General features: G+C 71.3%; 15 protein-coding genes and 1 pseudogene. 8 read left to right on the forward strand and 8 right to left on the reverse strand.

Going from position 1 to position 18,468, the window contains the following annotated elements:
* Window positions 1–81 precede the first annotated feature (81 nt).
* Both ACIBZJ_RS02725 and ACIBZJ_RS02730 read left to right on the forward strand, forming a co-directional pair.
* Window positions 82–564: an ArsR/SmtB family transcription factor gene (locus tag ACIBZJ_RS02725; RefSeq protein ID WP_395924732.1), complete on the forward strand. Its 483-nt coding sequence runs from the start codon at window positions 82–84 to the stop codon at window positions 562–564.
* Window positions 565–589: 25 nt separating this feature from the next.
* Window positions 590–754 (forward strand): annotated as a pseudogene (locus tag ACIBZJ_RS02730) (serine hydrolase); the annotation flags it as partial.
* A gap of 51 nt (window positions 755–805) precedes the next feature.
* On the opposite strand, the gene ACIBZJ_RS02735 reads toward ACIBZJ_RS02730, so the two are convergent.
* On the reverse strand, window positions 806–1,483 hold the full coding sequence (locus ACIBZJ_RS02735; protein ID WP_395924734.1) for a TetR/AcrR family transcriptional regulator: 678 nt from the start codon (window positions 1,481–1,483) through the stop codon (window positions 806–808).
* An 87-nt stretch (window positions 1,484–1,570) separates the two neighbouring features.
* On the opposite strand from ACIBZJ_RS02735, the gene argG reads away from it, so the two are divergent.
* Complete coding sequence (argG, locus tag ACIBZJ_RS02740; protein ID WP_395924736.1) at window positions 1,571–3,034, forward strand: argininosuccinate synthase; 1,464 nt, start codon at window positions 1,571–1,573, stop codon at window positions 3,032–3,034.
* A gap of 85 nt (window positions 3,035–3,119) precedes the next feature.
* Here argG and ACIBZJ_RS02745 read toward each other — a convergent pair whose 3' ends face one another.
* Window positions 3,120–4,115 carry a right-handed parallel beta-helix repeat-containing protein gene (locus ACIBZJ_RS02745; RefSeq protein WP_395924738.1) on the reverse strand — a complete coding sequence of 332 codons (996 nt, stop codon included), beginning with the start codon at window positions 4,113–4,115 and terminating at the stop codon, window positions 3,120–3,122.
* Here ACIBZJ_RS02745 and ACIBZJ_RS02750 point away from each other — a divergent pair.
* Window positions 4,108–4,500, forward strand: a complete 393-nt coding sequence (locus ACIBZJ_RS02750) for a hypothetical protein (RefSeq protein WP_395924740.1) — start codon at window positions 4,108–4,110, stop codon at window positions 4,498–4,500. The two genes, ACIBZJ_RS02745 and ACIBZJ_RS02750, sit on opposite strands and share 8 nt — an antisense overlap.
* Before the next feature lie 200 nt (window positions 4,501–4,700).
* Here ACIBZJ_RS02750 and ACIBZJ_RS02755 read toward each other — a convergent pair whose 3' ends face one another.
* A complete protein-coding gene (locus tag ACIBZJ_RS02755; protein ID WP_395924742.1) occupies window positions 4,701–5,168 on the reverse strand; it encodes a universal stress protein in 468 nt (155 codons plus the stop codon).
* 100 nt (window positions 5,169–5,268) lie between these two features.
* Between ACIBZJ_RS02755 and ACIBZJ_RS02760 the strand changes: the two genes are divergently transcribed.
* Window positions 5,269–7,098 (forward strand): SCO2524 family protein, encoded by a 1,830-nt coding sequence (locus ACIBZJ_RS02760; RefSeq protein ID WP_395924744.1) that lies wholly within the window; start codon window positions 5,269–5,271, stop codon window positions 7,096–7,098.
* Here ACIBZJ_RS02760 and ACIBZJ_RS02765 read toward each other — a convergent pair.
* Together ACIBZJ_RS02765 and ACIBZJ_RS02770 are read right to left on the reverse strand one after the other, a co-directional pair.
* Entirely contained in the window at window positions 7,068–10,775 is a 3,708-nt protein-coding gene (locus ACIBZJ_RS02765; RefSeq protein ID WP_395924746.1) for an NB-ARC domain-containing protein, read from the reverse strand. The two genes, ACIBZJ_RS02760 and ACIBZJ_RS02765, sit on opposite strands and share 31 nt — an antisense overlap.
* Window positions 10,776–10,925: 150 nt before the next feature.
* Window positions 10,926–12,038, reverse strand: a complete 1,113-nt coding sequence (locus ACIBZJ_RS02770; protein WP_395924748.1) for an NDMA-dependent alcohol dehydrogenase — start codon at window positions 12,036–12,038, stop codon at window positions 10,926–10,928.
* A gap of 226 nt (window positions 12,039–12,264) precedes the next feature.
* On the opposite strand from ACIBZJ_RS02770, the gene ACIBZJ_RS02775 reads away from it, so the two are divergent.
* Window positions 12,265–13,284: a hypothetical protein gene (locus tag ACIBZJ_RS02775; RefSeq protein WP_395924750.1), complete on the forward strand. Its 1,020-nt coding sequence runs from the start codon at window positions 12,265–12,267 to the stop codon at window positions 13,282–13,284.
* A 131-nt stretch (window positions 13,285–13,415) separates the two neighbouring features.
* Window positions 13,416–14,111: a DUF6082 family protein gene (locus ACIBZJ_RS02780; RefSeq protein WP_395924752.1), complete on the forward strand. Its 696-nt coding sequence runs from the start codon at window positions 13,416–13,418 to the stop codon at window positions 14,109–14,111.
* A gap of 63 nt (window positions 14,112–14,174) precedes the next feature.
* Here the strand turns inward: ACIBZJ_RS02780 and ACIBZJ_RS02785 are convergent, their stop codons facing one another.
* A complete protein-coding gene (locus ACIBZJ_RS02785) occupies window positions 14,175–14,351 on the reverse strand; it encodes a hypothetical protein (RefSeq protein ID WP_395924754.1) in 177 nt (58 codons plus the stop codon).
* A gap of 420 nt (window positions 14,352–14,771) precedes the next feature.
* Between ACIBZJ_RS02785 and ACIBZJ_RS02790 the strand changes: the two genes are divergently transcribed.
* A complete protein-coding gene (locus ACIBZJ_RS02790; RefSeq protein WP_395924756.1) occupies window positions 14,772–16,589 on the forward strand; it encodes a magnesium transporter MgtE N-terminal domain-containing protein in 1,818 nt (605 codons plus the stop codon).
* A gap of 242 nt (window positions 16,590–16,831) precedes the next feature.
* On the opposite strand, the gene ACIBZJ_RS02795 is transcribed toward ACIBZJ_RS02790, so the two are convergent.
* Together ACIBZJ_RS02795 and ACIBZJ_RS02800 are read right to left on the reverse strand one after the other, a co-directional pair.
* Window positions 16,832–17,320, reverse strand: coding sequence for a MaoC family dehydratase (locus tag ACIBZJ_RS02795; protein ID WP_395924758.1), 489 nt, complete (start codon window positions 17,318–17,320; stop codon window positions 16,832–16,834).
* Window positions 17,317–18,462, reverse strand: coding sequence for an acyl-CoA dehydrogenase family protein (locus ACIBZJ_RS02800; protein ID WP_395924760.1), 1,146 nt, complete (start codon window positions 18,460–18,462; stop codon window positions 17,317–17,319). The genes ACIBZJ_RS02795 and ACIBZJ_RS02800 overlap by 4 nt, the downstream gene beginning before the upstream one ends.
* Between the last annotated feature and the right edge of the window lie 6 nt (window positions 18,463–18,468).

Consider the following 18,468-nt stretch of genomic DNA (forward strand, 5'->3'; position numbering starts at 1 on the left):
AGTTTGCCCGTTCAACTACTTACTCCTGTCGCACCCGCAGCCCAAGTCGACGTTTTTACGTAACTCCGTAATACTGGAGTCATGGACGATCTCGCTGCGAGGATGGCCACGATCGAGCAGCGCGTCGCCGCCCTGGAAGGTTCACCCGCCCCGGCGCCCGAAGGCACGTTCTGGGCCCTCGACGGGCTCAAGGAGCGCACCGAGGGCGCCGGCGCCGTCCTGTACACCGGCACGGTGGGCCTCCCCACCGGCGAGCGGTACGACTGGCAGTACGGCACTCCGGTCGACACGCTGCTCGGCACCGACTGGTCCGCCTTCGCCGAGCGGCTCGCCGCCCTCGGTCACCCGGTCCGCCTCCGGCTGCTGCACCGCGTCCTCGAGGGTGCCCGCAGCACGGCCGAGCTCGCCGCGGACGACGAGCTCGGCACGACCGGGCAGCTCTACCACCACCTGCGTCAGCTGACCGCGGCCGGCTGGCTCGTCTCCGCGGGCCGGGGCCGGTACCGGGTGCCCGCCGAGCGGGTGGTTCCGCTCCTCGCGATCCTGGCGGGGGTACGCCCGTGAAGTACGTCGTCGCCACGCGGCCGCGATCGTCGACGCCGCGAAAACCGCGCGCGTGGGCGACGGCCGGGGCGACGTCCACTACTCGAACTTCGGCATGGCCCTGCTCGGGCAGGCACTGGCCGCCCGTACCGGCACGCCGTACCCGCAGCTGGTCACCGACCGGATCCTGCGTCCGCCCGGGATGACCTCGTCCTCGGCAACACCGATCGCGACGCGGACGCAGTTGCGCTGCCAGTCCGCGTCAGTGGCCCGGGCGGCGAGGAGGTTTCCACTGGTCGGCCACCGCGGCGAGCACGTCGGGCCCGGGCGCGCTCCCCGGCAACGGGGCCGCGTCCGGCGTCGCCCGGAGGCCGTCGAGCATCATCACCAGGTACCGGCGCCACAACTGGGGGTCGACGAACTCCGAGTATTCGAGCACCGACCCGAGCATGAACTGGATCATCGCCAGGTCACCACCGCGGACCCCCGGCCGCAACGCCCCCGCCGCCCGGGCCCGCACCACCAGCGCCTCCAGCAACGGCTCCAGCCGGGCCCGCGCCGCCTCCACCCGCTCGTGCCCGTAGGCCCGGCTGAAGATCACGTCACGCAACCCGCGATCGGCCGCCATCGCCTCGGCCGACCGCTCCGCGAACCGCCACACGCCGTCCGACGGGGCCTCCGCCTGCAACGCCTCGGCCGCCCATCGCACCATCTCGTCGAGCCGCTCGGAGAACAGAGCCTCGACGAGCATCTCCCGGCTCGGGAAGCGCCGGTACAGCGTCCCGACGCCGAGGCCGGCGTGGTGGGCGATGTCGTCGAGCGTCACGTCGACGCCCCGGGCGGCGAACACTTCCCGGGCGGCAGCCAGGATCCGCTGCCGGTTGCGCTCGGCGTCCCGCCGGAGCGGACGCCCCGGTACGACGTCCCCGCCGTGCGACATGGCGACACGATACCGAGATCCGGTCTCCGGTTCGCGGCGAAACCGCCGACTTGCATGGTCATACAGAGTTCTGCATATACTTAACTCGTGTCCAAGGTGCTGACCTCCCTCCCTGTTGGCGAACGTGTCGGGATCGCCTTCTCCGGCGGCCTCGATACGTCGGTGGCCGTTGCGTGGATGCGCGAGAAAGGTGCCGTTCCGTGCACCTACACCGCCGATATCGGGCAGTACGACGAGCCCGACATCGCGTCGGTGCCGGGTCGCGCCGGTCAGTACGGCGCGGAGATCGCCCGCCTGGTCGACGGCCGCGAGGCGCTGGTCGAGGAGGGCCTGGCCGCGCTCGCCTGCGGTGCGTTCCACATCCGCTCCGGCGGCCGTGCGTACTTCAACACCACCCCGCTCGGCCGCGCGGTGACCGGCACGCTGCTGGTCCGCGCGATGCTCGACGACGCCGTGCAGATCTGGGGCGACGGCAGCACGTTCAAGGGCAACGACATCGAGCGGTTCTACCGGTACGGCCTGCTCGCGAACCCGTCGCTGCGCATCTACAAGCCGTGGCTCGACGCCGACTTCGTCTCCGAGCTCGGCGGGCGGACCGAGATGTCGCAGTGGCTGCTCGCCCGCGACCTCCCGTACCGGTCGAGCGTCGAGAAGGCGTACTCGACCGACGCCAACATCTGGGGCGCGACGCACGAGGCCAAGTCGCTGGAGCGTCTCGATCAGGGCATCGAGATCGTCGAGCCCATCATGGGCGTCAAGTTCTGGGACGCCGACGTCGAGATCGCGCCCGAGGACGTCACGATCGGCTTCGTCCAGGGCCGGCCGATGACGATCAACGGCAAGGAGTTCGCCTCCGCCGTCGACCTGGTCCTCGAGGCCAACGCGATCGGCGGACGCCACGGCCTCGGCATGTCCGACCAGATCGAGAACCGGATCATCGAGGCCAAGAGCCGCGGGATCTACGAGGCGCCGGGCATGGCGCTGCTGCACACGGCGTACGAGCGGCTGGTCAACGCGATCCACAACGAGGACACGCTGGCCAGCTACCACACCGAGGGCCGTCGCCTCGGCCGGCTGATGTACGAGGGCCGGTGGCTCGACCCGCAGGCGCTGATGCTGCGCGAGTCGCTGCAGCGCTGGGTCGGCTCCGCGGTGACCGGTGAGGTGACGCTGCGGCTGCGCCGGGGCGAGGACTACACGATCCTCGACACCGCCGGTGCGGGCTTCAGCTATCACCCGGACAAGCTCTCGATGGAGCGCACCGAAGACGCCGCGTTCGGCCCGGTCGACCGGATCGGCCAGCTGACGATGCGCAACCTCGACATCGCCGACTCCCGCGCGCGCCTGGAGCAATACGTCAGCCTCGGCATCGTCGGCACGAACCCGGCCGCTCCGATGCTGACCGGCGCGGCCCAGGCGGCCTCCACCGGCCTGATCGGAGCGATGACCGAGGGTGGCGCCGAAGCGATCGCCGCCCCCGGCGAACGCACCGCCATCCCCACCCACGACGAACTGCTCGACCACGCCGCCATGGACTCCGGCACGGACTGACCACGGGCGCGACGCGCGTGCCGTCGGCGGTCGGTCTCCGAACCCCGCGCCGGACTGGGCTAGCGCTCCGGCGGCTTTCGGCCGGTCAGCGCGACTCGTACGCCCCGATGTCCGGCCCCCGCCCGACCGGCCGCGCCGACCCGGCGAAGTCGGTCGCCGGCGCGTTCGACCCCGCGTCGATCGCCGGCGACCCGGCCCGCAGCCGCACGTCCCCGCTCGCCGCGTCCACGAACAGCGGGTTCGCTGTGACGTTCCGCTGCAACGTGAACCCGCTGATACTGCTCAGCGAGTTCTCGTAGGCGATGTTGTCGCGCGCCACCGACCCGCTCACCGAGCCGCTCGTCACCCGGATCGCCGCCCGCCCGTTCGCGTAGATCGTGTTGAAGAAGACCTGGACGTCGGAGTAGCTCCCGATCCAGAAGTCGACACCGCCGCCCGGATTGCCCCAGATCACATTGTTGTAGATGTCGACGTTGCTCGCGGTCCCGCCGGACTCGACCGCGAGCCCGATCCCGGCCTTCGACGACCCCCGCGCGTCGTAGATCCGGTTCGCGGAGATCTTCACGTCGCTCGCCCCGTCGACGTAGATGTTCGGACCGTTGTTCCGGTACACGTCGTTCCGGGTGATCGTGCCGTCGCGCGTCCCGTTCTTGACGTCGATGCCCTCTTCGTCGTTGTCGTAGACGTCGTTGTTCGTGATCGTGAAGTCGGAGAAATTGAACAACGTCAGGGCCTCGTTGGCCGCCGCGCCGATGTCGCCGCCGGCCGCGGCGCTGTTGTTGCCGTGGATCCGGTTGCACTCGATCCGCGCGCCGCTGCCGTCGCCGATCAGGATCCCGCCGTCGGACGAGCCCGCGATCTCGCTGTTGCGGATCGTGAGGTCACTGGCCTGACCGGCGTAGATGCCGTGCCGCCGGGAATTCTTCACGGTGAGACCGGAGAGCGTGACGCGCTGCCGGTCGTCGGCCGTGATGAGCCCCCGCGTCGACGAGGACGTCGACGGCAGCGTGTCCTGACCGTCGATCGTCACGGTCTGCCCGGCTTTGGCCCGCAGCGTCAGGCCGTTGGTCGTGATGTCCACGACCTCGTGGTACGTCCCGCCGGCGATCTCGATCACGTCCCCGGCCGAGGCCGCGCTCACCGCGGCCTGGATCGTCGCGTACCGCCCGCCGTTCCCGACCGTCCGCGTCGCCGGGCCGGAGTCGGCCGGGCACCCCGTCGGCCGGGCCGCGGACCTCGTCGGCGACGGTGACCGTCCGGCCCCCGGCTCCGGCACGTCCATCGGTTGCGCCCTTTTTGATGACGCCTGCGTGCTGGGCAGCGTCTGCGGGATGCCGTCGGTGCCCGGACCCCCCGGCGAACCGACGTCGCGGACCGAGAGCGCGGATGCGATCCCGAACCCCAGCAACACGGCGACGACCAGGACCGGCCAGAGCCGTCTGCCCCACGTCGATCGCCGTCGGTGACGCCGGCTCACTGCACTCCCCTCCCCGGGCCCGTGACCTCTGATGATAGAGAGGCGTGACACCGCAGGCGGTTCTGGTGGTCCTTCGGGGCAATTCGGGCTCGGGAAAAACGACGGTCGCGCACGAACTCCGCCGCGGCCAGCGGCCTCCCCCGGAACGGCCGCGAGCGGGATCACCTTCCGCTCGCGCACGGCAGGTGATCAGGGCACCACGGTGACAGGCCACTTGCCGGCTTTGACCAGGCGCACCGCGAGCGAGCCGACCCAGCGGTGCCCCGCGTGCGCCGACGCCCCGACCACGAGCGCGTCGGCGCGCTCCTCGGTCGCGATCCGGCACAGCTCGGTGTACGGGTCTCCCCGCACGGCCAGGAACTGCACCGGAACCCCCGCCCACGCCGCCGCCGACTCGATCTCGGCCCGGACCTCGGCGATCGACTGCTCGACCGCCTCCTCCGCGACCTGCACCGCCTCCGCAGACATCGACGCCAGCGCCGGACGCGACGCCACGTACACCACCAGGAAGTCGGCGTGCTGCCGCCGGGCCAGACCGGCCGCGTACGCACCCGCCCGCACGGACGTCGGACTACCGTCCACACCGGCCACGACCAGACTGGGCCCGTCACCACGCTGGGGCCGATCACCCCGCCGGGGCCCGGAACGTTCAGCCACGTCCTCACTATGCCGCAGCGCCGAGCCGCTGATACGCCCGACCCGGGTAACCGTCGACCTGCGCTCTGTCAGGATGGGTCCGGGGTGGGGAGGGGTCGCCGTGCGCATTCAGCCGCGTACCGAAATCATCCAGGTCTGGCAGGCACTCGCGCGCCACACGTACGCCAACGGGGTCTGGGAGTGGGGCGGCGCCGAGGGGCAGGACTCACTGAGCGACGCCGAGCAACTGCTCTGCCTGATGTACCCGGCGCAACAGCTCGACGGACTGCGCATCACCCGGCCGGATCGCACCGCCCCGGACGTCGGTAAGGCACTCGACGTGTTCGGCGACCGCGCGACCATCCCGACGAAACTGATCAGTGTGCTGCTGGAATATCTGCGGACGTACCGGGCGGCGGACGGGTCCCCCACGTTCTCCGCCCCCGAGCACCTCGACGCCCCCGAGCACCTCGACGCCCCCGAGCACCTGGACGCCCCCGAGCACCTGGACGCCGCCCTGCCGGTGACCGACGCCCAACGGACGCTCGACGTCAGCCCCTCGTACTCGGTGTCGTTGTCTCTCGCGCTCTCGGCCCTGAGCTTCGTCCGGGTGTTCCGCCGCGAGAGCAAGGAAGTCGGCGAGATCGCGGAGGAGCTGGAGATCCTGGCCCAGGCCCGCTTGACCGCGGCGATGGTCGGACTCCTGCGCAGCTTCGTGATCGAGGTGTTCGACGTCGACTCGCCGGAGGCACAGAAGCTGTGCGCGATGGTGAACCAGGCCCAGCTGCCCTACGGGGCGGTAGCGGCCGGACTGCAGAACGCGCTTTCCGAAGTCCGCGCCGGCCTGCGCGACCTGACGATCGGGTCCGGCCGCGGCATCCATCTCGCCAATCCGAAGGTGCTTTTTTCTTGCGGCTGGACCTGGGGAGTCACCGCCGACGCCCCGGAGGTCGACGTCGCGCCGCCCTGGGATCGGCAGGAACAACCGGCGGGAATCGCCGCGGGCTCGCCGCATCCGTACTTCACCCGGCTGGCGTGCGCGGGCATCGCCGACCTGACCTCCGAGCAGACGCGGGTGTCCGGCCTGCTCGAAGACGAGCAGCAACGCATCGCCGCGGCGCTGCAACTGCGCCTGGAACTCGCCCGCAGCTACTGGGGAACGCTCGCGATGTACGACCGCGGGCGCTGGCCGGTCGAGGACCAGCCCTGGCGCTTGCCGACCGGAGAATCTGGCGACCACGTGACGCTGTGGGTGATTCGGCTGGCCGGAAGCGCGTTGGAGGCCCAGCCCCATCCGCTCAAGACCGAGCGTCGGTTCACCGCGTTGCTCCGTGACTTCGCCAGCAGGACCCGGGTACCGGACCGTCTCGACGATCCGGACGCCCCACCGCCGGTGTACAGGCAGCACCATCTGGACCTGCCGGGTAGTGACACCGCCGGACCGGCGCTCCGGTGGCCGATCGAGCTGGGTCCGAGCCTGATGAAGGCCGCCCTGACGAGCGCGGCCACGACCAGTTCCGGGGACGACCGGGAATCGCTGCTGGCACTGGCCGAGACGATCTGGGATCGCCTGGCCGCGAAGCGGCGGTTCTCGAACGGGCTCTGGCGCTCGCTGTCGGCAGCAGGCTCCGACCAGCCGTCGTGGTCCACCACGGAGCAGATCGTGGAATGCCTCGTCGTGATGGCCGAGGTCGCCGCGACGCGTCCACCGGTCAGCGAACTTCTGACCTCGCTCGCGCGGGATCTCCTCCACGAGGCCACGCACACGCTCGACCGCGTGCTGCTCGATCCTCGGTCCGGCGGCACCGGCGCGCCGACCGACACCGCGGCCCTGGGCTTACTCCTCGCCCGGGCCCGCGACGCGCTCGAAGACGAGCCCGGACTGACTCTGACGCTCGCCCAGGACGTCCTGCGTGACCTTCACCGGCTCCGGCCTCCGCCCGACCGGTAGTCGAGCAGGTACACGCCACGGTCGCCGGCCGCACAGATGCGGTCCCGCATCGGGTCCCAGGCGACCGCCTCCAGAGCACCCTCCACCCGGATCCCGGCCGCACAGACACCGCTCCCCATGTCCCAGACCCTGAGCATCGCGTCATGCCCCACCGAAGCGACCCACCGTCCGGTCCGATCAGCGGCGCAGGCGGTTACCCAGTTGCCCAGCCGCGCCACGGGTTCCGGCTGTCCGGTCAGGGCGTCCCAGCGCATCACCGTCCCGTCGCGACTGGTGGTGACGGCCCACCGACCGGCCGGATCGAGCGCGCACCCGGTCACCACGTCGTCGTGCCCGGTCCACACGCGCAACGGCTCGCCGGATCCGACGTCCCAGAACCGCACGGTCCGGTCCGCACCGACACTGACGATCTGCGTGCCGTCCGCGCTGATGACACAGCTGCTCACCGGAGCCTCGTGACCGTTCAGAGTCGCAATGAGCTTCCCGTTCCGCGACTCCCAGCGGCGGACGGTCCAATCGTCTCCGACGGTCGCGAACCACGTGCCGTCGGGCGACACCGCACACCCGCTCACCCGGCTGGCGTGGCCGGTGGCGACGGCCAGTGCCCGTCCGGTCGCCGGATCCCAGACGCGCGCGGTCCCGTCCTCGCTCACCGACACGAGCCAGTCTCCGCCCGGTGCGATCGCGCAGGACGTCACCTGCGCTTCGTGGCCGGTCAGCCTGGTACGGACCGAAGCCGATCCGACGTGCCACAGTTCGACGGCCGAGTCCTCGCCCGCGCCGGCGAGCCACGCCCCGTCCGGAGCGATGGCGCATCCGCTGACCCCACCGGACCGGCCCGCGACGGCGCCGTCCAACGTGCCGGTCGCGGGTTCCCAGAGACGGACGGTGCCGTCCTCCCCCGACGACGCGAGCCAGCGCCCGTCCGCCGACACGGCGCACCCGGTCACGCCACCGGCATGACCGGCCAGCACCGATCTGATCTCGGCCGTCTCCACGTCCCATATGCGGATCCGGCTGTCCTGACCTCCGGAAGCCACCCACCGGCCGTCGGGGGCCAGCGCACAGGACATCACGCCACCCGCGTGTGCGGTGAGAGTCTTCCGCGGGCCGTCGGCGTCACCGATCGGCCAGAGGTGCACGGTCCCGTCGTGGCTGGACGACACTCCCCATCGACCGTCGGCAGCGATCGCGCAGCCGGTGATCCCGCTCGTGTGCTCCCGGCGGACGCTGTACTCGACGGCCGCCGACGGGTTCCACACCCGGATCGTCTCGTCGTTCCCGGCCGAGACGAGCGTCGAGCCGTCCGCCGGTACGGCGCACGCGGTCACCGGATCGACGTGACCCCGGAGCTCGGCGAGCCGGTTGCCGTCCGGGACGGACGCCACGCAGATCACTCCGCGATGGGTCCCCGCCGCGATCCACTCGCCCCCGCCGCCGACCGTGCACGCCAGTACGGTTCCGCAACCGTCCAGCCGGATCGACGACCGGAGTTCCCCGCTCACCACGTCCCAGACCCGCAGTACGCGATCCCGGCCGCCGGTCACGAGCCAGGTCCCGTCCGGTGCGGCCGCGCAGCAGGTGGCGACACCGCGATGACCGTCGAGCGCGAACCGCTCCGACCCGGACGGCATGTCCCAGATGCGGACGATCCCGTCGTCGCCGGTGGACGCCAGCCAGCTCCCGTCCGGAGAGAACACGCAGGCGGTCGCCCGGCCGGTGTGGCCGGAGAGCACCCGCCGCAGCGCGGCATCGGGCCGGTCGGGAACCGGCCATCGGGCCTCCAGACCGGGACGGAGCTCGAATGGCGCCGATGCCAGGTAGTCCACGAGCAGTGGGTCGCCGACCAGCCGGGACCGCAACGTGTCGACGGCCGCCGAGCGCGGGTCACTGGGCGCGAGCAGGTGTGCGGTGCGGCCGAGTGCCCTGGCGAGCGCCCGCGAGATCGCGGTGTCGGCCGTGGTCAGGTCGTACTCCACCGCCGCCGGGCCGCGCAGGACGAGTTTCGCCGCGATCCACCGCCAGTCGGAGGCCACTGAGGCAGCTTCGTCCCCGCTGTCCGCGTCGGTCAGATGGTCGATCAGGTGATCCCACAGATAGAGCTGCGTCTCCGGCAGCCTCCACCAGGCCACACCCCCGTCTTCGGTACCCGCGGACGCGGCCGCTGCCTCCCGCAGGGCCCGGTTGGTGCGCAGGAGACCGCCCGGTCCGGCCACCCGGCGGACGTAGGCGCGGATGACGTCGTGGAGCCGCAGGGCTCTGGCCTCGGCATCCGAGCGGTACCCGGCGACGAGCGACCGCCCGGCCAGCCTCCAGCAGAGGCGTTGGATCGCCGCCGGCGACAGTCCGGCGGTGCGGCCCCAGAGCAGGGTGAGGACGTCGAGCGGGATGTCGGCGTCCTCCGGGAAGATCGCGAGCTCGATGAAGCGGTCGCGCTCGCCGTCTTCGAGCGACGCCAGGCTCGCCTCGACCGTGGCCCGCACCGCCCGCCTCCGCCCGGCTTCGGTATCGAGCATCGCGGTAGCCGGGCCGTCGGTGGCCAGCCCCCGGGCCAGCTCGTCGGCGAACGCCTGCGGATCGGACGCGTATTCAGCGGCCTGCTCGATCGCGCCACTGACCAGCGACAGCAGGAGGGGCCAGCGTCCGGTCAGGCCCAGCAGCTGGTCGACGGTCGAGTCGTCCAGTGCGGGAAGCCCGCCGGTGAGGAGTTGCTGTGCCTCGGCCCGGTCCATCCTGTCGACCCGGATCGGCTGCACCCCGCGGGGCAGGATCCGAGGCAGCCGCGTCGTCACCAGCCGCGTGCATTCGCCGCCGCCGGCCAAGAACGGCTGCAACTGCTCCTCGGTCCAGACATCGTCGAGGACGAGCAACGTGGCGGGGCGCGCGTCGAGCAACTCACCGAGCACCAGGCCGGCCTGTTCGGGGTCCGTGAATGCGCGGGGGCCACCCAGCCGCACCACGACGTTGGACACCTTCTCCGCGAGCTGCGCGCCAGTGAGCTGTTCGCCCAGCGTCACCCACAGGATCCCTCCGGGAAACCGCTCGCGGACCTCCGGCTGGGCGCAGACCATCTGGGCCAGGGTCGTCTTCCCGAAACCTCCCGTGCCGTACACCGCGGTGACGGCTACCGTGCCCGGCGGATCGTTGACGAGTGCGGCGAGCAGTCCGTCGACCAACACCGGCCGATCCACCGCCGGGGCAGTGAGAGCGGGAACCTGATACGGCGCGGGGCCGGCCGGCTCGTCCCGATCGGCTTCGACGAGTGCCTGGTAGATCCGCACCTCGAGCTCGTCCGGCGTCCGGAACGTCGACACCACCCGCTCGCGGCGAGCCAACGCGCGGAACGCGCGCTGCGGCTCGTCGATCTCCGACGCGTCGTCGAGGAGGAACATCAACCTCGGCCGGTCGCCGGCGACGCTGAACTCGAGGCCGACGTAGGACTGCGCGTCGCTCCCGGGAACGACTGATCCGTAGCGGTTACCCAGGAGCCCGACGTACAGGTCGCATGATCGGACGATACGGGTGCATTCCTCCGCCGGAGGGCGGCCCGAGCTGGCGAAGTACTTCATCGCGACGGGCGCGTCCCCCGCCCGGTTGATCGCATCCGTCGCGGCCTGGACGAACGACCGCCCCTCGACGCCGGCCACCGCCAGCTCACTCGTGTACGAGAGAAACACCCGTCGTGGCGCTCGCTGCCGCACCCCTCGCCCCCCGCGATTCGGCCCCACCCCGAATTGTGCCGCCCAGGGCCCCGGCACGGAGCCGATCGGACCCGGCTGCCGATCGGACCCGGCTGCCGGCCGGAGCCGGCGGCCGGGTGCTTCCGGTCAGTGCTCGTGGACGACGATCCCGCGGAGGTTCTTGCCGTTCAGGAGGTCCTCGTAGCCCTGGTTGACCTCGTCCAGGCGGTAGGTCCGCGTGATGATCTCGTCGAGCTTGATCTTGCCGTCCTGGTACAGGCCGAGAATGCGCGGAATGTCGACCGTCGGGTTACAGTCGCCGAACAGGCTGCCGCGCAGCTGCTTGCGGAACAGCGTCATGATCGTGCCGGGCAGCTGGATGTTGATCTCGTCCAGCTTGTTCAGCGCGGTCAGCACGACGATGCCCGCCTTGCCGACGATGTTGAACCCGTCCCCGACGTTCTCGGACGAGAGCAGGCCCGGCGTGAGGATCGCCGAATCCGCCATCTGGCCGCCGGTCAGCGCCCAGACCGTCTCCGTCGCTTCGCCGACGCTCGCGAACGCGTGCGTCGCACCGAGTTCGAGGGCCTTCGAGCGCTTCGGCTCCAGCGGGTCGACCGCGATCACGTGTTTCGCACCCGCGATGGCCGCACCCTGCACCGCGTTGATGCCGATCCCGCCGATGCCGACGACGACGACCGTGTCGCCCGGCTTCACCTCGGCGGTGTTCACCGCCGACCCGAAGCCGGTCGGGACGCCGCACCCGACCAGCACGGCCTTGTCGAGCGGCAGCGAGTCGTCGACCTTGACCACCGAGCTCTGGTGGATGACGCCGTACTGGCTGAACGTGCCGAGCAGGCACATCGCGCCGTACTCGCCGGTCCGGCCGGTGATCGGGAACCGGCCGCCGGGCAGCGAGCCCTCGAGCAGGGTCGCGCCGAGGTCGCAGATCGACTGCTGGCCGTTCGCGCAGTAGCGGCACACGCCGCAGTTCGGAATGAACGAGCAGACCACCCGGTCGCCGGGCTTGACCCGGGTGACCCCCGGCCCGATCTCTTCGATCACGCCCGCGCCCTCGTGGCCGAGGACCATCGGCAAGCGCGCCTCGAGGTCGCCGTGCGCGATATGGACGTCGGAATGGCACAGCCCCGCGTACAGGTACCGGATGAGGACTTCGCCGGCCTGGGGCTTGGAAAGTTCGACTTCTTCGATCTCGATCGGTTTGCCGGGCTCGTAGACGACTGCCGCCTGCGTCTTCATATGGGCACTCCTCGCTCCGCGTCGAGCTGGATACCACCCAGGGTGTCAGACCTACCCGCCCTGCGCCGCCGTTCCCCGACCCGAGGCGATCCGGGGCTCGGGCCCGGCGGAGTCGCCGGCGCCGGCCCTGTCCGCGGTGGCTCCGACCGCGCGGTGGACCGGGCCGTCCTGGACCTGCACCGACGGACGATCCACAGTAAACCCGGCTGCTCGCCAGAGTGACCGCGTGCACCCCGTCCCGTACCCACCGACGTCGTACGAACCTTTCCGGGCCCGTCCGGATTCACGCGGTTCGGGCCCCTCCCGGCCACCGTTCGCCGGAACTGTCTGGGCGGCACTCGGCACTCTCGGACTGCTGGTCACCGCGACGGCAGGAGCCGCCGTCACGGTGCTGCTCTACACCAGCGGGCACGGCTGGTCGGTGAATGCTCCGGTCCCGGTGGGATTGACCGGGCTGACCACGCTGGCCTGTGGTGGCCTGCTGACGAGCGTGGTGCTGCTCGGCGGCGGGCACGACGCGGGACGGTCGGCGACCGTGTGGCTGGCCGGCGCCGCGGTGCCGTGGACGCTGGGGGCCGCGGTCCTCTACGGCTTCTACGCGTTCGACGACTTCTTCGCCGGCGGGGTCCGCCTGGCGGCGCTGCTGGGCGTCGCCGGCGCCACGGTCGCGGTGGTCGCTCTCCCGGCCGCCGCGATCCTCCTGGGGCGGTCCGCCGCCCGTTACCCGCCGACCGGTGGCATCGGCGGCGCACCCGGACCGCCCGCGGTCCTCCGTGCCGCACCGGGCCGGTTCCGGACCGCACTGGGCGTGGTCGTCGCCGCCGACTTCGGCCTCGTCGTGGCGTGGCCGCCGAGGGTCGGCACCGACGACGTCACCTGGGGATGGGCCGTCGTGGAGGTCGTCGTCCTTCTGCTCGTCCACGGCGTCCCGCTGGCCCTGGCCGGCGTCGGGGCCACGTCGGCCCGCGCCGGGCGGCGCGGCGGGGCGGTGGCCGCCCGGGCGTTCGGTGCGGTGTGCCTGCTCGTACTGCCGATCACGGCGTTCTACGCACTGATCCTCCCGGTCGAACCCGATCCGGACGCCACCGAGGCCGCGGTGTTCAGCGCACTGATGCTCGGGTTCGCGGGCGGCGCCGGGCTGGTCCTCACCGGCCTGGCCGCGCTCGCGGATCCCGGCTCCGAGCAGCACTACCGGGCCGCGGGCACGCGGAGCGTTCCGTCGATGCGGCCGGGGACGGCGCCGTAGTCGTCCCGACGCCTCCCCCGCGCCGTACGCGGGGGCTCCCGGTGGCGGCCTCCGGGCGATCGGATCTCTTGCGGCCGGCGATTACCGTCGGACGGGCACGGCCTAGGGTCGCGTGACGCCGGGGGTGGCTGATGGGTGCGGTTTCGGTCGAACGGATCGCACGCACCCGTCGTACGCTGCTGCTGATCGTCGGCGTGGTCGCGTCGTCGCTGGTGCTGGTGGCCGCGATCATCAGCCTCGGATTCCTCGCGATGTCGCTGGTGTCCAACGTCGAAAGCCCGGCGGACTGGCGCCGTCTCGCCGACGTCGGACAGGCATTCGGAGTCCTCGACAGCCTGCTCTCCGGGCTGGCCTTCGTCGCGCTCCTGGTCACACTCGGAATTCAGTTCCGCGAGTTACGACTTCAGCAATCAGAGCTGCGTGAACAGCGGGAAGCCGTCGAACGGTCCCATTCCGAGTTGCGTCGCAGTGCCGAGGCCAACATGCGGATGCTCCATTTCGAACTCACCCGGATGAGCATCGACGACAGTTCGCTCGCCGATGTGTGGCCGCACCCGCCGGAGGCCTCGGACGCCGGTCGACGGCGCCAGTTCATCTACGCGAATTTGATCTATCAGCACCTCACGCTGGGTTTGACAATGGCCGGAGCACCCGACGACGTGGTGCGCGGGCAATTACGCCATCTGTTCGGGAGCCCGGCGATGCGGGCCTATTGGCGCGCCGCGGCGGTGGAGCGGGCCGCGTTGCTGGCCCCCGACGGCGAGGAGATGCGGATCGCCCGGCTCGGCGACGAGGTCTGCGCAGAGCTCGAGACCCCGGTGCCGTGAGCCCGGTGCTGTGAGCGCGCCGGGGCGCGGGCCGGAGTGGACGCCGGCCCGCGCTTCAGCGGCTCAGGCTGCGGAAATGTCGGCGAACGCTCTCATCACCACCACCCGCGGCAGCAGGACGACCCGCTCGTGGGCGGCACAACCGGCGTCGACGGGCAACTGCCCGGCCGCCTCGATCGTGACGTCCCGGCCGACCGCGAGGAAGTCACCGTCGGCGAGTTCGAAGATGTTCGGGCACATCTGCGACGAGTAGCACCGACCGGCCGGTGCCGAGGCTCCGAGCCTCCGGACTATTTGCACTATCCCCTCCACGACTTTCCGGACCACGGGTGTCGGGAATTCGGTCTCATTGCTGCGCTGCCCCATTTCGTCCGTGCGCGCGTTACTGGCGCGCCGGGCTCTAGCGAACTCGTACCGCCGAGCCGAGGCAAGGCAACCGGACACTCTCGATCGAGTCGGCCCGAATCCGTTACGCTGTCGGACAACGTCGGACAGTTTCGGAATGCGTCGGACCGGGCCGGACGCTGCCGGACGTAGGTAAATCTCAGGGGAGCATGCGTGGGGGACGACCCGGATCCACGAGGTGTGTCCACGATATCCGAACTCGCGATCGCACTACGCGTGCTGCGAGTACATGCGGGAAACCCGTCATTGCGGTCGATGGAAAACCGCGCGTCGAAACTCGGCTGCTCGCTCCGCAAGAGCACGGCGGGTGATGCACAAAGCGGTCACCACCTCCCCAAGCGGGAGGTGGTGGAGGCGTTCGTCGAGGTGTGCGGCGTCGAGCCCGGCCGGCGCCGGGAGTGGGTCCGGGCCTGGACCCGGGCCGCGCTGCACGCCCAGGGTCTCCGCACGTCACCGGCGGAGACGGCGGTACCGACCGGACCGGACGAAACGGCGGCAGTCGTGGCCCGGCCACCGGCCGTGCTGGCTGCACCCCTCGTGCCGCCGGAGCCCGCCCTCGTCATCGAGAGCATCGCGATCATCCGGCCGGAGCGGAGCGCGCAGAACCTCGCCGCCCTGCCCGCCGACCACGCCGCGGCCGTGCTGGCCCGATTGGAGCCGGCCCAGGCGGGCGAGCTCCTGTCGGCGATGCCGCTGGATTTCGCCCGGCAGATCCTGGACATCGTCCGGGTCGGGGTGACGATCTCCTGGATCGGACACATGCAGCCGGTGGCCGCGGCGCGAATCGTCGTGGAGATGCCCCGCTCGATGGCGGCGACCGTACTGACGAGGAAGGACGCGGCCGGCTGGGCGGCCGAGCTGCTCCTGTTCGTCGAGCCGATGGTGGTCACCGAGATTCTGGCCGTGATACCGCCCAAGTTCGCCCGGGAGATCCTCACGGCCATGCCTCCGGAGGCGGCCGCTCAGCTGACGTCGTCGCTGCCGGTGTACCGTGCCGCCGGGATTCTCCGCGCGGCCGAGCCCGATTCGGCCGCGACGCTCGTGGACGCGATGCCGGCACCGTTCGCCGCCGCCGCGGTGGCCGAGATGCCTCCCGACGAGAAGGCGCGGGATCTGCTCGGCGGGCTCGATCCGGTGCACCGCGGCGAGATCCTGACCGAGATGAACCCCACCGAGGCGGCCGCACACATCGGGGGCCTTCCACCGGCTTCGGCCGCGGAGGCGATCGCCAGTATTTCGCCGGGCCGCTTCCGGGCGATCTTCGACGCGATGTCGGCCGCCGACGCGGCGCGGATTCTGGTCGCGGCGCCGCCCGAACAAGGGGTCGCCACGCTGGCTAGTCTTCCCGCCGATCGCATCCAGCAGGTGATCGAGCTCCTCCCGCGGGCGCGCTCGTCCGCGCTGATGGAGGTCGCCCCGACGGCGTGGGCGGCGGGCGCGCTCGTGCCCAAGCTCCACGACGGGCAGGCCGCCGAGATCCTGATGGAACTGACGCCGCAGCGGGCCGGCGACTTCCTGTTCCGGATGCCGCTGAGCCGGGCGTCGGCGATCGTCATGCGCATCGAACCGGCCCGGCTGGCGCTCATGCTCGGTGCGCTCGGCGCGCGAGAGTCCGGCGCTCTGCTCACCCAATTGCCGCGCACGCCGTCGATCATCGAGGCCGCCCGCGGGATGGCGCCCGCCGTGCTCGCCGAGGTGCTGCAGCACATGCCGCCCGAGAGCTCGGCCCGGCTGCTGCTGTCGATCCAGCCCGAGCCCGACCTGATCAGGTCCGACGCCGAACTCGGGCCCGGCCGGCCCGCGGGGGTCCAGGCCCTGGCCCGCATGCCGCCTCCCGGCGTGGCGGCACTCTGCGCCCACATGCCGGTCGCCCACGTCACGATGCTCGTCGCGGCCTTGCCCGGTGACCATGCCGCGGACGTCATCGCGCTCCTGCCGTCCGAGTTCTCGGCCCGGATACTGCACGATCTCCCGGCCGGGAACGCGGCCGCGTCACTCCTCATCGCCCGCCGGGCCGCGCTGGCGACCGCCAAGCTCACGGACGTCCGGGTACGGAAATCGGACGTCGGCTGAGGCGGGTGCAACGTCCGAGGTCCCGCGGCACCGGCTGCTCGGCTCATCCGGGAGGCCGGCGCGCCACCATCGATCGCAGGACGTCGGACAGCCCCCGCCTGCGGTGCCGTCCCCGGGTGCGTACCACTCGCTCGACGGGCCGGTAGAAGTCCGGATGGTCGTACGGTCGTCGCATGGCGGTGCCTCCGTGGTCTCGTCGTGTGAGTCCCACGGTGACGCCGACCGCCCGAGCGCACCGTCCGCTACCGAACGCTGGCTCTGTCGGTAATCGGGCGGCACTGCACCAGCGTCGTCCGGGTGGCCGTGGCCACCACGTCGCCGTGCTGGTTGCGGCCGGTGTGGACGAACGTGACGAGCCCTTCGCCCGGCCGGCTGCGGGACTCGCGCTTCCCGGTCACCACGGTCTCGGCGTAGAGCGTGTCCCCGTGGAACATCGGCTTCGGGAACGCCACGTCGCTGAAGCCCAGGTTCGCCACGATCGTCCCCTGGGTGAGCTGCGCCACCGACAACCCGACCAGCGTCGAGAGCGTGCACATCGAGTTCACCAGCCGCTGCCCGAACGCGGTGCCGGCCGCGTACGCCGCGTCCAGGTGCAGCGCCTGGGTGTTCATCGTCAGCGTCGTGAACAGCACGTTGTCGGCCTCGGTGATCGTCCGGCCGGGGCGGTGCTCGTAGACGACGCCGGTCTCGAACTCCTCGAACCAGAGCCCCCGCTGCACCACCCGCTTCACAGGCCGACCTCGCGCGCGATGAGCATGAGCTGCACCTCGGTGGTGCCCTCGCCGATCTCCAGGATCTTGCTGTCCCGGTAGTGGCGGGCCACCGCGTACTCGTTCATGAAGCCGTAGCCGCCGTGGATCTGCGTCGCGTCGCGGGCGTTGTCCATCGCGGCCTCGCTGGCGACCATCTTCGCGATCGACGCCTCCTTCTTGAACGGCTTCCCGGCCAGCATGCGCGCCGCCGCGTCGTAGTAGGCCACCCGCGCGGTGTGGGCCCGCGCCTCCATCCGGGCGATCTTGAACGCGACCGCCTGGTGACGCCCGATCGCCTGCCCGAACGCGACCCGCTCGGACGCGTACTTCACGCTCTCGTCGACACAGCCCTGCGCCGCCCCGACCGCCAGCGCGGCGATCGCGATCCGGCCCTCGTCGAGGATCCGCAGGAAGTTCGCGTACCCGCGTCCGCGCTCGCCCAGCAGGTTCTCGGCCGGCACCCGGACGTCGTCGAACGAGAGCGGGTGGGTGTCGGAGGCGTTCCAGCCGACCTTGTCGTACGCCGGTTCGGCGCGGAACCCCGGCGTCGAGGCCGGCACCAGGATCGTCGAGATCTCCTTCTTGCCCGACGCCGCCGTGCCGGTCACCGCGGTGACCGTGACCAGCCGGGTGATGTCGGTGCCGGAGTTCGTGATGAACTGCTTCGACCCGTTGACCACCCAGTACCCGCCGTCGAGCCGGGCCGTGGTGCGGGTACCGGACGCGTCGCTGCCCGCGCCGGCCTCGGTCAGCCCGAACGCGGCGAGCGCCTGCCCGCTGGTGAGTTGCGGCAGCCACTCCTTCTTCTGCGCCTCGTTGCCGAACCGGTAGACCGGCATCGCGCCGAGCGAGACGCCGGCCTCGAGCGTGATCGCGACGCTCTGGTCGACCTTCCCCAGTTCTTCGAGCGCCAGACACAGCCCGAAGTAGTCGCCGCCCTGGCCGCCGTACTCCTCCGGGAACGGCAGGCCGAACAGCCCCATCGACGCCATGCCGGCGACCACCTCGTACGGGAACGTGTGCGCGGCGTCGTGCTGCGCCGAGACCGGCGCGACGACGTCGCGCGCGAACTCCCGGACGGACAGCGCGAGATCCCGGTAATCGTCGGAAAAGAGGTCCATCGCCGT

Source organism: Cryptosporangium sp. NPDC051539 (assembly GCF_044454545.1).
In the GTDB taxonomy this organism is placed as follows: Bacteria; Actinomycetota; Actinomycetes; order Mycobacteriales; family Cryptosporangiaceae; genus Cryptosporangium.

What these genes read in the sequence shown, in the direction of transcription:
- ACIBZJ_RS02725 (WP_395924732.1), top strand. Translation starts at nt 82, where the DNA reads ATGGACGATCTCGCTGCGAGGATGGCCACGATCGAGCAGCGCGTCGCC.
- ACIBZJ_RS02735 (WP_395924734.1), bottom strand. Translation starts at nt 1,483, where the DNA reads ATGTCGCACGGCGGGGACGTCGTACCGGGGCGTCCGCTCCGGCGGGAC.
- ACIBZJ_RS02750 (WP_395924740.1), top strand. Translation starts at nt 4,108, where the DNA reads ATGTCCACGACCTCGTGGTACGTCCCGCCGGCGATCTCGATCACGTCC.
- ACIBZJ_RS02770 (WP_395924748.1), bottom strand. Translation starts at nt 12,038, where the DNA reads ATGAAGACGCAGGCGGCAGTCGTCTACGAGCCCGGCAAACCGATCGAG.
- ACIBZJ_RS02780 (WP_395924752.1), top strand. Translation starts at nt 13,416, where the DNA reads ATGGGTGCGGTTTCGGTCGAACGGATCGCACGCACCCGTCGTACGCTG.
- ACIBZJ_RS02785 (WP_395924754.1), bottom strand. Translation starts at nt 14,351, where the DNA reads ATGTGCCCGAACATCTTCGAACTCGCCGACGGTGACTTCCTCGCGGTC.
- ACIBZJ_RS02790 (WP_395924756.1), top strand. Translation starts at nt 14,772, where the DNA reads ATGGAAAACCGCGCGTCGAAACTCGGCTGCTCGCTCCGCAAGAGCACG.
- ACIBZJ_RS02800 (WP_395924760.1), bottom strand. Translation starts at nt 18,462, where the DNA reads ATGGACCTCTTTTCCGACGATTACCGGGATCTCGCGCTGTCCGTCCGG.